The sequence below is a fragment of the Rothia amarae genome (genome assembly GCF_014705945.2).
Taxonomy (GTDB): domain Bacteria; phylum Actinomycetota; class Actinomycetes; order Actinomycetales; family Micrococcaceae; genus Rothia; species Rothia amarae.
Genome location: NZ_CP061538.1, coordinates 1122689 through 1136102, shown reverse-complemented (window position 1 = coordinate 1136102; position 13414 = coordinate 1122689). Strand labels below are relative to the sequence as shown.

Genomic DNA, 13414 nt, shown 5'->3' with positions numbered 1-13414 from the left:
AAGGGTTATGAATCAGACAAAAGTTCTCAATATATGAGTTAGCCCACTACTATCAAGAGTAAGCTCGAAAGGGCTATTCACATTCTATGTGAGCCCTAGGGTGCTTCTAAAGTTGTGAATCACTCTTTCAAGGATTCAAGAAGAAAGGTGCCTTATGCCCGGCATGAACCTTACGCGCGCTGAAGCTGAAGAACGCGCATCCATCATTACACGCGTTGATTCTTACGCAATGACCGTTGATCTCACTGCGGATGAAAAAGTCTTTCCCGTTCAAGCTGTCATCACTTTTGATGCGGTGGAAGGTCAGAGCACATTCATCGATGCAATTACCGATTCAGTGCGATCAATTGAACTCAACGGCGAGTCCGTGGATACTTCCCATGCCGACGGCGTACGGATTCAACTACCCGCTCTTGCCAAGAAAAACGTGCTAAAAATCGACGCCGATTTTCTCTATACCAATACCGGCGAAGGTTTGCACCGATTCGTTGATCCGGTAGATAGCGAAGTTTACCTATACTCACAGTTTGAGGTTCCCGATTCTCGCCGCGTATTCCCTGTTTTCGAACAACCAGACCTCAAGGCAGAATTCGAATTCACCGTCAAGGCACCCGCCCATTGGGAAGTAATCTCAAATCAACCAGAAGTTTCACAAGATTCCCTTGAAGGTTCAAAGACCTGGAAGTTCAAGCCAACTCCCCGCATTTCCTCTTACATCACAGCTCTCATTGCGGGGCCATATGAAAAAGTCACCTCATCTCTGACGAATTCAGAGGGACGCGACATCGCGTTAGGTATTTTCGCTCGCAAATCTCTCATGGAATATCTAGATTCTGAAGAAATCTTTACCATTACACGTCAGGGGTTCGAGTTCTATGAAGAACAGTTCAAAACCCCTTATCCCTTTGAGAAATACGACCAACTTTTCGTTCCCGAATTTAATGCCGGCGCCATGGAAAATGCCGGTGCTGTGACCTTCCTCGAACATTATATTTTCCGCTCTAAAACCACAGAAGCTCTCATTGAGCGCCGCGCTGTAACCGTTCTGCACGAGCTGGCCCATATGTGGTTTGGCGATTTAGTCACCATGAAGTGGTGGAATGATTTGTGGCTCAATGAATCTTTCGCAGAATTCATGTCTACGCTTGCCACTGCAGAAAACACTCGTTTTGCCTCTCAAGCATGGGCAACGTTCTCGGCATCTGAAAAGACATGGGCTTACCGCCAAGATCAGCTCTCTTCAACCCACCCCATCGTCGCACCAATCCGCGATTTGAACGATGTCCAGGTCAACTTTGATGGCATTACATATGCCAAGGGTGCTTCTGTGCTTCGCCAAATGGTGGCCTGGGTCGGACAAGAAATTTTCATGGCAGCACTCAGTGAATATTTCACCAAACACGCCTTTAAAAACACCGTTCTGGACGACCTCTTAGTGGAGCTTGAGGCAACATCCGGCCGAGATATCAAGACCTGGTCCAAGAAATGGCTAGAAACAGCCGGCGTCAACACTCTCAGCACTGAGGTCGAAGAAGCTGAGGACAAAATTTCCTCGCTAAGGATCCGCCAGAGTTTTGCCGATGGGTATGAAACGCTTCGACCGCATCGCTTGGTAGTGGGTTTCTATAATCTCACAGATGGCACTTTGACTCGCACCGACCGCTTCGAGCTGGATATCGACGGCGAAAGCACCGAAGTTACAGAAGCAGCTGGTAAGAGCCGTCCTGATCTCATTCTGGTTAACGATGAAGATCTCGCCTACGCCAAGATTCGTTTGGATGAGAAATCCCGAGAAACAGCTATATCGCATCTAGGTGCGATCGATTCTCCAGTAGCACGAGGAGTGGTATGGGGTTCGCTCTGGGATACCACCCGCGATGCAGAGATGCCGGCCCGCTCTTTCGTCGACTTGGTGCTGAACAACATCGGTGAAGAAACGAACTCCACTGCTGTTCGAGTTCAACTCGCTAACCTGGAACTGACTTTACGTTCTTACGTTGCCCGTGCCTCCGCTGAGAAAACCCGTATTGAGGCAGCCAACCGACTCTGGGAAATCACACAGGCGGCCAAAGCTGACTCCGATAACCAGCTACAATTTGTGCGCACCTTCGCTCGCCTAGCGGAAACCGAAGAACAGCTAGATGTGGTGGAATCTTTGCTCACCGGAGAAACCGTTTTAGAGGGTCTTGAGATCGATACCGATTTGCGCTGGACTCTCGTTACCTCTCTTGCAGCTGGCGGACGGCGTACTGAGCAGGATATCGACGCCGAGCTGGAGAAAGACAATACTTCGAACGGCCAGCAGGCTGCTGCAACTGCCAAGGCTTCAATCCCTACCGCCCAAGCAAAAGAAAACGTATGGAACGACGTCGTAGAGAGCAATAAGCTTTCTAACATTATTCAGCGCTCGGCAATTGCAGGTTTCTTTAGTGGAAATAAGAATGAGCTTACCGATGCTTACATAGATCGGTATTTCGATTCTGTGGAAAAGGTCTGGCGCGACCGCAGTCATGAAATTTCCCAGCAGGTCATCGTGGGGCTTTATCCCCGCAATTACTCTGCTGAGTTACTGGAGAAAACCGAAAACTTCCTGGCATCCTTGCCTGAAGATGCGGGTTCATTAGCCCGTCAGATTTCAGAAGCCCGAGATGGCGCAGAACGTGCCTTGAGGGTTCAGACAGCTGATATCTAGAATGTATTCAAAAATAACCGGACATCGTTTCTTTGCGAAGAAGCGATGCCCGGTCTCTTATCAATGTCATTGGGCAGTTTTTTCAGAGCGCCTACACTGGTTGCATGAGTGAAAATATCAACCCTCACAGTTTTTACGCCCAAGTAGGCGGCGCCCCCGTCTTTGAGAAATTATGCCGGGAATTTTATCTGCGCGTTGCCGCTGACCCTGAATTCAAGGCAATGTATCCCGAAGAAGATTTAGAACCGGCAGAGCGCCGCTTGCGGATGTTCCTCGAACAATATTGGGGTGGACCGAAAACATACCAAATTGAAAGAGGTCACCCTAGGCTCCGTATGCGACACATGCCTTTTGCAATTGGTCCTAAAGAGCGGGATATCTGGCTGGGCTATATGCGTGAGGCGGTTGATACGTTGAATCTATCCCCGTTGCACGAGGCAGAGCTGTGGGATTACCTCGAACGATCGGCGCACGCAATGCAAAACCGCGCGTACTCGGCAGAGCACCCACACAATCATCCCGAGTAAATCTATTTACCCCGCTTTGAAAGAATATATCCCCCAGGCGCGGTTATTCTTACCCACTCACCACTGCAAAAAACGCGTAACGTACCTTCAAATACTGGGGGTAGAAAGCCCATCACGACGGCGGTAAAAGCCACCGCGCTGGGGAGTTCAACCTCTTGCAGCAACACCGTGTTGCTTTCTGCTTTTAGCTCTAGAGATGAAGTCCAGATGCGCGAACGAACAGTATCGAGTACTGCATGTCCGGGATTTTGAGGAAGAGCTCCGTCAACGGCTTTCATGCCCTCACTGGCGGCGGTGAAAAGGTCGTCTGCGTCAATGACCCCTTTTTCTTCCCACCCCTGTAAGGGCGGTGTGGTCCCGCTCCACGGCGCAGAAACAATTACAGGAGGGATTTTGAGGAAATAATTTTCTTCGACAATGCGAGCCAATCTATCCAGAAGTACAGAACTTTCGACGACGACGTCCACATGGGCAGGAGTTTGAAGCCTCATGGCGCGCATTCCCAACACTGTGGGGGTGGTATCTAAAAGTGTTTGGGGGTATAGCGTACTTACAAATGCGGCAAGAACTGAGCCGGAAGCGGTCAGCCGTACAGCAGCTTGAGAATCTACGGATCTTATCCGGGTAATAAAAGTTGCTAGGTCTTTTGCTGTCCTGGCATCGCCTAGATGTAGGGAGTCAGGGAATCCGCTCTGAGATGAATTTTCTGCCACGGTTGCCTTTCTACTGCAGATTAGAAGGTAAGTACATTCAATAGATTACCGCGTTGTGAGAAAGGTAAGAACATGTCCGATAGCACAGAACGTATTGAAGAAAAGACCGCTGGAGTACCGGCAGTTGATGACCTCCTCCGCATGTTGCAACTCAATCCAAAGGAATCTAAAGACGGCTTCGAAAGCTTTGAAGCGATGACGCTTAACAGGGAATCCAGCCGTATTTATGGTGGTCAGGTCCTTGCCCAAGCAATTGTTGCTGGGGCCCAGTCAGTTGCCGCAGACCGCACCATGCACTCGATTCATGCATACTTTGTGCGGCCAGGAGACGTTGACCAGCCACTGTCCTTTAACGTCAAGAAACTTAACGACGGAAGATCATTTTCTACCCGACGCATTCAAGCCTCGCAGGCGTCTGAAGAAATCTTTTCTGCCATTGCCTCCTATCAAACTGATACTCAAGGTGCCGAGCACAGCTCCCCCGCTCCTGAAAATATCCCCGATCCAGAATCTTTGCCCACGGTGGCTGAACTCGTCGGGCATGTTCCTTTGCCCATTGCCCAGGCAATCGCCTTTGAACGCCCCTTTGACATCCGACATGTGGAGCCACCGCTGTGGCTCGCGGCAGATCCCGAGCGCAAACCCAGTACAGCCATCTGGTTCAAAGCTTTCGCTCCACTAGGTGATGACCCCATCATCCACCAAGCTGCAATCGCCTACGCCTCAGATTACGTGCCTGTTGAACCTGGCCTGCGAGCGCACGGCAAGTACTGGCTGGAGCAAGGTATGAAGGTTGCTTCCCTCGATCACGCGGTGTGGTTTCACCGCCCGGCGCGTGCTGATGAATGGTTGCTGTATGTGCTGGATTCACCCAGTGCTCAGGATGCACGTTCGTTAGCGACAGGCAAGATTTTTACGGCAGAAGGAGTGCATGTGGCTACTGTTGCGCAGGAAACGATGCTTCGCTTGCCTGAATACCGGGAGAATATTACGGCTCCCTACCAGGATTAGTCAAGTTTTCCCGGGTCTTAAATGAATGCCCAAAAGCCCCATTGATCTGCGTGAACAATGGGGCTTTTGGTGTGGTTTCAGAATCGATTAGCGGGTGAGCTTGCGGTGAACCACGCGCTTGGGCTTGGCTGCCTCAGGGCCCAATCGCTCTACCTTGTTTTCCTCGTAGGATTCGAAGTTACCTTCGTACCAGTACCAGTTATCGGGGTTTTCTTCGGTACCTTCCCACGCAAGGATATGGGTGGCGACTCGGTCGAGGAACCAGCGGTCGTGTGATACGACGACTGCACAACCGGGGAATTCCAGGAGTGCGTTTTCAAGCGATGCGAGGGTTTCGACGTCGAGGTCGTTGGTCGGTTCGTCCAAGAGCAACAAGTTGCCGCCCTGTTTCAGAGTGAGAGCTAGGTTGAGGCGGTTACGCTCACCACCGGAGAGCACTCCTGCCTTCTTCTGCTGATCTGGACCTTTGAAGCCGAAGGCGGAGACGTAAGCTCGAGAGGGCATTTCTACCTGCCCGACCTGGATGTAATCGAGTCCGTCAGAAACTACTTCCCAGAGGGTCTTTTCAGAATCGATGTTTGCTCGGTTCTGATCCACGTAGGAAATCTTGACGGTATCGCCGATTTTGAGTTCGCCGCCGTCGAGTTCTTCCATGCCCACGATGGTCTTGAAAAGGGTCGATTTACCGACACCGTTAGGACCAATAACACCTACGATGCCGTTTCGAGGCAGCGAGAAGGACAGACCGTTGATGAGGGAACGACCGTCGAAGCCTTTCTGCAAGTTCTCAGCTTCAATGACGACGTTACCCAAGCGAGGTCCTGGAGGAATCTGAATTTCCTCGAAGTCCAGCTTGCGAGTCTTCTCAGCCTCTGCTGCCATCTCTTCGTAGCGTGCCAGACGAGCCTTGGACTTCGTCTGACGGCCCTTGGAATTCGAACGAACCCAATCGAGTTCGTCGGAAAGGCGTTTAGCGAGCTTGGCGTCCTTCTTACCCTGAACCTCAAGACGGGCGCGCTTCTTCTCCAAGTAGGTGGAGTAGTTACCTTCATAGGGGTAGAGGTTGCCGCGGTCAACTTCAGCAATCCATTCAGCGACGTGATCCAAGAAGTAACGGTCGTGGGTTACAGCAATAACTGCGCCCTCGTAGGACTTCAGGTGCTGCTCAAGCCACAGAACGGATTCAGCGTCGAGGTGGTTGGTGGGCTCATCGAGCAGAAGAAGGTCGGGTTTCTCCAGCAAGAGCTTGCACAGTGCCACACGACGGCGCTCGCCACCGGAGAGGTTTGAAACGGGGCTATCGGCAGGAGGGCAACGAAGTGCTTCCATTGCCTGCTCAAGCTGAGAATCGAGATCCCATGCATTGGCGGCGTCGATAGCCTCTTGAAGTTTTCCCATTTCTTCCATGAGCGCGTCGAAGTCAGCTTCGGGGTTCGCCATCTCTTCAGAGATTTCGTTGTATCGATCAAGTTTGCCCTTGATTTCGCCTACGCCTTCTTCGACGTTGCCCAATACAGTTTTTTCTTCGTTCAGCGGGGGCTCCTGAAGGAGGATTCCCACGCTGTAACCGGGTGATAGCCGCGCTTCACCGTTTGATGGAGTGTCAAGTCCAGCCATGATTTTAAGGATGGTTGACTTACCAGCACCGTTAGGGCCAACCATACCGATCTTGGCACCGGGGAAGAATGACATGGATACGTCATTGAGGATGACTTTATCGCCCACAGTTTTGCGGGCTTTGCTCATCGTATAAATAAATTCAGCCATATTTATAAGGCTACCGTGTTCCGTCAAATATTCCACGCCCGTGTAGTTTGCTCTCCTCTTGAGAACAAAAATAGATGCAGTGAGAAGAGAGATTGGCTGTGCAGTGCGGACCCGCCTCATCGAGCGAGGTGGGTCCACGGGGGTGAAGGGTTATTACACCATGGCAGTTACTGCTTCGTTATTTGTGGTATTTCCTTCTACCAAACCATGTGTATCTGGTGCGTTGTCTCCAGCATTTTCTGATGGGTGGAAAGTTTCAGATTCTGAAGAGATACCATTGTGCTGCCCATTTTCTGAAGTATCCGGGATAGAGCTCTTTTGAGTTTCACCCTGTGTATCAGGCTGAATGGCACGATTGAAAGAAGATGTTCCTAGATTCAAGTCATGGCCAATCGCTGATGCATCGATTTCAACCGTGGTGCCCTTGCGTCCGTCGTCGTTGCTCCACTGCTTGACGTTAAGTCTGCCGGTGACAATCACTGGCTGCCCGACGAAAATACTTCGATTGGCGTGCTGGGCGAGCGCCCGGTAGGAGTTGATGGTGTACCAATTCGTGGTACCTTCGCGCCACACCTGCTGCTGCGCGTCGTACCATCGAGGAGTTGACGCAACTCGAAAGTTTGCAACAGGAAGCCCTGAGGGCAGTTTGTTAAGCGTAGGGGTAGTGGCTACGAATCCGCGGATGGTGATCATATCTGTCATGGTTTACTCCTGAGTGTGAAAATAAAATTTGTTCTCTCATTGGAGCTCATCGCGGGTTATCGTGCCGGGTGAGGAGTCGTAAACCTGTGGATAACTTCCCTTATTTATCTGAATTTTTGGTTTTGTGGAAAAGTCTGTGACTTTCCACAAGCGAGTTATCCACAGCTAGAATTTTTCCTCGCTCCCGATGCCTTTCCCGGCTTATCGTGGTGCCATGATTGAAATCCACCTGCAACAAACTCATAAATATGCACCTTCGCTGGCTCGTCCCCGGTGGGTTCGCGGAGAACTAACCGAAACGTATTACCGTAAAGAATGGTCGCAGGTGTCCCTCGTTCAAGAAGAAATTTTTGAACAACTGTGCCTTCTCACTTTTCAAGTGGGGTTAGGCTTTGAAACCGTCCTTAAGCATCGGTCAGCAATCGCTACTGCGCTGTGCAACTTTGACTTAGACGCTCTTGCGAATCTCACCGATGAAGATTTGATAAAAATCTGCATGGATCCCGCCGTCATTAGAAACCTACAAAAATTCAGGGCGTGCAGAGATAATGCGCAGATAATTGTTAAGCATGAAATTAATCTGGCACAAATTTTTATGGATACGTTTGAGAACTATCCCACCGTCTCAGATTACGAATCCTTGCCACAATATTGTGAAGAATCCATAGAATTAGCTAAAGAATTGACAGGGCTCGGAATAAAATTTTGGGGGCCGACAGTGCTTTGTTCAGTTGCTCAAGCACTCGGTCTCATTCGAGTCATTGAAGAAAACTAGCTTGCGACCTCAACGTTTCTCCTCTTAAACGAGTAGGGACGGTGATGAAAGTATTTGGCGCCTTCTCCCCTGCTTCGCTACTGTGGAGGAATGAAGAGCCCCGTAACTGACTACCTCAACGAACTTCTCGAGCGTAACCGCAATCATGACGGTGGCGAACGCGCCTCCTACATCCCCGAATTGGCTCGCGCTAATCCTCATCGTTTTGGGATTGCCATGACGACTGTTGAGGGACGTACCTACTCCGTGGGGGATGACAACATTGAGTTCACCCTCCAATCTATGTCCAAACCTTTTGCATATGCAGCAGCTTTAGATATGCACGGCAAAGAGTATATGAGCGAACGAGTTGGAGTGGAACCCTCGGGCGAAGCCTTCAACGAGCTCTCAATTGAAGAAGATAGCAATCGACCCGATAACCCCATGATTAATGTGGGGGCGATTGCCGTTCACGGATTGTTGTTAGAGAAGGATACCCCGAGCCAGGAACGCATTGAGTATCTTCGCGAATTTTTCTCCCGCTTGGCTGGCCGAGAGTTGACGATTGATCAGGATGTCTTCACTTCAGAGCTCGAAACCGCAGAGCGCAATTTTGCCATGGGGCACATGCTGAAGGGCTTGAGCGTCTTTGATGGGCCAGCTCACGGGGTGGTGGAAGGCTATATCGCCCAGTGCGCCGTCAAAGTCAATATTCGCGATCTTTCTGTCATGGGCGCCACGCTATCCAATGGGGGTATCCAGCCGCATACCGGTGAACAGGTTATTGAACCTTTGGTAGCCCGCCAAGTACTTTCAGTGATGGTCTCTGCAGGAATGTACGATGCCTCGGGAACCTGGTTTGCGGATGTCGGCATTCCTGCGAAATCTGGAGTTTCAGGCGGTATTCTAGGTGTCCTGCCCGGTCAGTTGGGTCTCGGAGTCTTCTCTCCCAGCCTGGATGCCAAGGGTAATAGCGTTCGAGGAATTCGCGTATTCAAAGAGCTTTCTGATCGCATGGGTCTGCACATCATGGACACTGAGGCATACAGTTACCATGCTGTTCGTGCCGTCCGGCAGGTGGGCGATGAACTAATTATTGAGCTTCAGGGACGCTTGGAGTTCTCCAACGCCGAAGAAATACTTTCTCAGCTTGAAGAATTGGAATACAACTGTACCGACGTCGTCATAGATTTGACGCGGGTCAGTGAAGCTAACCGGGTGGGCCGGCATATGCTACTCGATGGTTTGCATCGGCTACAGGAAGAGGGTTTACAGGTATCGTTGCTGGATCCAGATAATATCCTTAAATTCAAGAATTCTGCGCAGGACGACGGCATCCACTACCTGCGTTCGTAGCAGAAATAGCATGCGCAGAGGATAGGACATATCAGATTCGGTGCGTCCCATAAATCGCCCTTTGGTACAGCAATAAAAAAATAACCCGTCTGACTAGCGTTACTTCTCGCCAGACGGGTTATTCGGTTGTGCCCCAGGAGGGAGTCGAACCCCCGACCAAGAGATTAGAAGGCTCCTGCTCTATCCACTGAGCTACTGAGGCGACAGTTCACAGAGTGAACCTTCCCCATATTACTCATTTCTCAAGGGCAGAGCAAAGAACGCTCATTAGATGATGACCTGGTAGATGGAGGAACGTTTTCCTCGGCGAAGGACTCTCCGCGTTGCAGGGTCAATGAACACCAGATAACTCGCATAGGCCAGTGATATGACGACGGCTATGAGACGCCCCATATTCATGTCGAAGTCCTGAATGTAGGGGGAAACATCGAGCTGGTCGCTGACTGCGTAAATCATGAAGAACAATGTGGTAATGAAGTAGAAGTCTAATTGCCAATCAGTTCTAATGCCGGATGCGGCAAGGAATGGAATAATCCAGAGCAGGTACCAGGACTGGATCATGGGTGCAAAGATGACGATGCATCCCAGCGATATACCAATTCGTCGAACCAGTTTGGAGTCTTGCCCCACAAACATCACTAGGACGGCGCCCAACATACCGATGAGCTTCCCCATGGAACCAATGGCATCGCGAATAGTTTCGGCGGTTTCTCCGCCCAAGAGCGGGGTAAAAATCATGCCCGCCATCCAGGCAATAAAACCAACCGGTGCATACCAAATCAGCTGACCGCTAGTCGTGGAAAGCGCACCGACCCAGCCGAACCCAAAACCGTTGATGAGTCCCATTATGCCCAATTCCGCCAGAGATACGGCCAATGTCAAAGCCCAGAACATAAACTTTCGGGGCCATGATGCTCCTCGCCCTGCCCACAGTAAACCAATGAAGGGCAAGATCACCAGAGCTATAGGCTTGACAGCAATCGCTAGGGTAACCAGTGTGATTCCGAGAATTCCACCCTTCCAGTTACGATGAGCGGCAGCAAAATACGTTCCCGCTACGGCAAATCCGGTCATCAAAGCGTCATTGTGCCCTGCGGTTACAAACTGAGCGATGAAGAGAGGGTTAGCGACGACCAACCAGAGCGCTCGGACGCCGTTAATATTGTGCAAAGCAGCAATCTTAGGCACAAAGTAGGCAATGAGAGCTACACCAAAAACTGCAACTCCGCGGAAGAGATAGATACCTAAATCGACGTTTGTTCCCGCCAGCCATGCAACCCCTTGTTCAATCCAGAGAAAGATGGGGCCGTAAGGCGGAGGCGACTGCGCCCATAAAGGATCTGCTCCATACTGGAAGAAATTGTTGATAGAGGAGACGCCCACTTCATAGGGGTTCTGCCCACTGAGCATCACTCGCCCCTGAGCAAAATAAGAAAATATATCTCGGGAAAAGAGCGGGAATGCGATAAGTTGAGGGGTAGTCCAGCACACGATAGCCAACCAGGTATACCGTTTGGCATTTCCCCTCCATACGATGAGTTTTTGGGACAGCCGGAGCCATTCACGGCACATAATCATGCCACCTACTGCAAGCAAAATAATGCAGAGAATAATCCCCGAAATGTTGTAACGCAAGGAGATTACAAAGGGGATTCGTTGCAGAGGGGAAGCATCCGCAAGCCATCCCACGCCAAATGAGCCCACCATCATCAATAGCGATCCCAAGGTACCGAGCACTATGGTACGTAATGGGTTGCCATAAATATATTTAGATCGCTTGCCTACTCGCTTACTAGCGGGTCGCTGAACCTTATTTGCAGACATTGGGCTCCTGCATCACGGGATTTACTGAACTCTCCTGATATTACCGAACCCGAACACCCCTACTGACCACCTGGTAGACACTACTTCTGTGAAATATCACCAAGTATTCTGTTGCAGAGCGAAAATGCTGAGTAGAGCTCGCCTGGGGAGTAAGTTAGAAGGGTGTCTATTTCTAATGAACGAATTGTATGGATTGACTGCGAGATGACAGGGCTCTCTTTGGAGAACGATGCTCTGATTGAAGTCGCAGCACTTGTGACCGATGCAGAACTCAACATATTGGGTCAAGGTGTAGATGTCATTATCAAGCCTGATCCTGCTGCGCTGGAGAACATGGATGATTTTGTAACGAACATGCATAAGACATCTGGTCTACTCGATGAACTAGAACAGGGAATCTCAATGGGAGACGCCGAGCGTCAGGTGCTCGACTATATTCAGGAGTTTGTACCCGAGCCGCGCAAGGCACAACTTGCGGGAAATTCAATCGGCACAGACAAGACTTTCCTCAGCCGGGATATGCCTGAACTGATTGATTACCTTCACTACCGCGTCATTGATGTTTCAACCATTAAGGAACTTTCCCGCCGTTGGTTCCCCAAAGCTCACTACAATGCCCCGGCCAAGACTGGAAACCATCGCGCCCTTGGAGATATTCGGGATTCGATTGATGAACTTCGTTACTATCGCGAAGCCGTTTTTGTGCCGGCACCAGGGCCTGATTCCAAGGCAGCCTCTGCAATCGCACAAAAGGTGCAGAACAGCAGGCAGGAGCTAAGCTAAGAACCTTTCACCGCAGAGTGATAACCATCACCGCGAAAGTGCTCTGTTCAATTTTGGTTTTTGAGCGAATTCCAGTAGAGTATTCTCTGTTGCCAAGCACGGATGAAGAAATTCATTGAATGTAGAAGCACATGGTGGTCGTAGCTCAGTCGGCAGAGCGCCTGGTTGTGGTCCAGGAGGTCGCGGGTTCAACCCCCGTCGATCACCCCAAGAATAAAGGGTCGTTATGGTTTCCATAACGACCCTTTTTTTGCTTTATCTATACCCTCTATACACGCTCTGAACCAGAAGTTTTCAGGAGTTGAAATGACTATCCGGCCAATCGTTATCCACGGAAACCCCGTACTTCATCGACCTGCTCAGCCCGTCACACAGTTTGATGCTGAGTTAAAGACTCTCATTGAAGATATGTATGAGACCCAGGAAGCCTCCCACGGTGTAGGACTTGCCGCTCCCCAGATCGGAGTGGGGCTGCGTCTGTTTACCTACTCCTTTGAGAATGAGGACGGCGTACCGCCCGTTGGCGTAGTCATCAACCCCCTCCTCACCCTGGGCAAAATCTCTACGCAGGACCCAGAGCCTGAAACCGAAGATGAGGGCTGCCTCTCATTCCCCGGCTATAGCTTTCCTCTCAAACGAGCTGAGTGGGTCAAAGTTTCGGGATGGGACGCCGAAGGTAAGCCTCTACAGTTTGAGGCAACCGGCTGGTTTGCGCGCGTCATGCAACACGAAGCTGATCACCTTGATGGCAAACTCTATATAAATCGCCTCAACAAAAAGTGGGGGGCAAAAGCTAAGAAAGTGGCAAAGCGAGAAGATTGGACCCATGAGGGACACCAATGGACGCCAGGAGTAGACCCAGACCCCTTTGGCCACTAAGGAAGAAGATATCAGGCAGAAAAAGGGACGGGACGCTCTATGAGCCGGGTTTTGTACTTGTACAACAAGTGGCAATCATCCATCTAGGCCCTACGTTGCCGTAGAGCTCAAGCAGCCTACCCGAGCATTTCGACGCACAGCCTACTTCATGCTCTGTTTGACCTTGCTCCGAATGGGGTTTACCAAGCTATCTCAGTCACCTGAGATACTGGTGAGCTCTTACCTCACCTTTTCACCCTTACCTCGTAAAAGGCGGTCTTTTTTCTGTGGCACTAGCCTGCAGGTTACCCTGAGTCGACGTTATCGACCATCCTGTGCTGTGGAGCCCGGACTTTCCTCGAGGTGGACATTACATCTCACCGCGCGATTGCCCGAGCGTCCCGTCCGTCTCTAAACTTTACTACAC

Annotated in this window: 11 protein-coding genes, 2 tRNA genes and 1 other RNA gene; 8 read left to right on the top strand and 6 right to left on the bottom strand. The window is 50.6% G+C overall.

Translation table 11 applies throughout. The annotated features are described in order from the left end of the window. Positions 1-154: 154 nt before the first annotated feature. Together pepN and IDM48_RS05480 are read left to right on the top strand one after the other, a co-directional pair. A complete protein-coding gene (pepN, locus tag IDM48_RS05485; RefSeq protein ID WP_190618479.1) occupies positions 155-2692 on the top strand; it encodes an aminopeptidase N in 2538 nt (845 codons plus the stop codon). A gap of 104 nt (positions 2693-2796) precedes the next feature. Beyond that, positions 2797-3219 (top strand): globin, encoded by a 423-nt coding sequence (locus IDM48_RS05480; protein ID WP_190618476.1) that lies wholly within the window; start codon positions 2797-2799, stop codon positions 3217-3219. 2 nt (positions 3220-3221) lie between these two features. Here IDM48_RS05480 and IDM48_RS05475 read toward each other — a convergent pair whose 3' ends face one another. Next, the gene (locus IDM48_RS05475) at positions 3222-3932 is read right to left on the bottom strand and encodes a DUF8185 domain-containing protein (RefSeq protein ID WP_190618474.1); all 711 of its coding nucleotides are present in this window, start codon (positions 3930-3932) and stop codon (positions 3222-3224) included. Between the two features lie 72 nt (positions 3933-4004). Here IDM48_RS05475 and IDM48_RS05470 point away from each other — a divergent pair, with 72 nt between their 5' ends. Continuing rightward, on the top strand, positions 4005-4943 hold the full coding sequence (locus tag IDM48_RS05470) for an acyl-CoA thioesterase (RefSeq protein WP_190618472.1): 939 nt from the start codon (positions 4005-4007) through the stop codon (positions 4941-4943). A gap of 87 nt (positions 4944-5030) precedes the next feature. On the opposite strand, the gene ettA is transcribed toward IDM48_RS05470, so the two are convergent. Both ettA and IDM48_RS05460 read right to left on the bottom strand, forming a co-directional pair. Then, positions 5031-6710, bottom strand: coding sequence for an energy-dependent translational throttle protein EttA (ettA, locus tag IDM48_RS05465; protein ID WP_068170078.1), 1680 nt, complete (start codon positions 6708-6710; stop codon positions 5031-5033). A 153-nt stretch (positions 6711-6863) separates the two neighbouring features. Beyond that, positions 6864-7412, bottom strand: coding sequence for a single-stranded DNA-binding protein (locus IDM48_RS05460; protein WP_145176185.1), 549 nt, complete (start codon positions 7410-7412; stop codon positions 6864-6866). Positions 7413-7626: 214 nt separating this feature from the next. Between IDM48_RS05460 and IDM48_RS05455 the strand changes: the two genes are divergently transcribed. Both IDM48_RS05455 and IDM48_RS05450 read left to right on the top strand, forming a co-directional pair. Further along, positions 7627-8187: a DNA-3-methyladenine glycosylase I gene (locus tag IDM48_RS05455; protein WP_186303204.1), complete on the top strand. Its 561-nt coding sequence runs from the start codon at positions 7627-7629 to the stop codon at positions 8185-8187. A gap of 90 nt (positions 8188-8277) precedes the next feature. Continuing rightward, complete coding sequence (locus IDM48_RS05450; protein ID WP_190618470.1) at positions 8278-9522, top strand: glutaminase; 1245 nt, start codon at positions 8278-8280, stop codon at positions 9520-9522. Between the two features lie 129 nt (positions 9523-9651). On the opposite strand, the gene IDM48_RS05445 is transcribed toward IDM48_RS05450, so the two are convergent. After that, positions 9652-9724 (bottom strand) — tRNA-Arg (locus IDM48_RS05445). Positions 9725-9789: 65 nt separating this feature from the next. Next, the gene (mptB, locus tag IDM48_RS05440; RefSeq protein WP_068170088.1) at positions 9790-11346 is read right to left on the bottom strand and encodes a polyprenol phosphomannose-dependent alpha 1,6 mannosyltransferase MptB; all 1557 of its coding nucleotides are present in this window, start codon (positions 11344-11346) and stop codon (positions 9790-9792) included. 162 nt (positions 11347-11508) lie between these two features. On the opposite strand from mptB, the gene orn reads away from it, so the two are divergent. The 3 genes from orn to def all read left to right on the top strand — a co-directional run bounded on the left by orn (position 11509) and on the right by def (position 13008). Then, positions 11509-12129 carry an oligoribonuclease gene (gene orn, locus IDM48_RS05435; protein ID WP_145173110.1) on the top strand — a complete coding sequence of 207 codons (621 nt, stop codon included), beginning with the start codon at positions 11509-11511 and terminating at the stop codon, positions 12127-12129. Positions 12130-12263: 134 nt separating this feature from the next. After that, positions 12264-12339, top strand: a tRNA-His gene (locus tag IDM48_RS05430). Positions 12340-12435: 96 nt separating this feature from the next. Further along, positions 12436-13008, top strand: a complete 573-nt coding sequence (gene def, locus IDM48_RS05425; protein ID WP_190618468.1) for a peptide deformylase — start codon at positions 12436-12438, stop codon at positions 13006-13008. Positions 13009-13032: 24 nt separating this feature from the next. Here the strand turns inward: def and rnpB are convergent. Then, positions 13033-13391: RNase P RNA component class A (gene rnpB / locus IDM48_RS05420), an RNA gene on the bottom strand. Between the last annotated feature and the right edge of the window lie 23 nt (positions 13392-13414).

Bases quoted from the DNA above. Each gene is read 5' to 3' on its own strand.
- IDM48_RS05460 (WP_145176185.1), bottom strand. From the start codon at position 7,412: ATGACAGATATGATCACCATCCGCGGATTCGTAGCCACTACCCCTACG.
- IDM48_RS05470 (WP_190618472.1), top strand. From the start codon at position 4,005: ATGTCCGATAGCACAGAACGTATTGAAGAAAAGACCGCTGGAGTACCG.
- ettA (WP_068170078.1), bottom strand. From the start codon at position 6,710: ATGGCTGAATTTATTTATACGATGAGCAAAGCCCGCAAAACTGTGGGC.
- IDM48_RS05480 (WP_190618476.1), top strand. From the start codon at position 2,797: ATGAGTGAAAATATCAACCCTCACAGTTTTTACGCCCAAGTAGGCGGC.
- IDM48_RS05455 (WP_186303204.1), top strand. From the start codon at position 7,627: ATGATTGAAATCCACCTGCAACAAACTCATAAATATGCACCTTCGCTG.
- mptB (WP_068170088.1), bottom strand. From the start codon at position 11,346: ATGTCTGCAAATAAGGTTCAGCGACCCGCTAGTAAGCGAGTAGGCAAG.
- IDM48_RS05450 (WP_190618470.1), top strand. From the start codon at position 8,278: ATGAAGAGCCCCGTAACTGACTACCTCAACGAACTTCTCGAGCGTAAC.
- pepN (WP_190618479.1), top strand. From the start codon at position 155: ATGCCCGGCATGAACCTTACGCGCGCTGAAGCTGAAGAACGCGCATCC.
- def (WP_190618468.1), top strand. From the start codon at position 12,436: ATGACTATCCGGCCAATCGTTATCCACGGAAACCCCGTACTTCATCGA.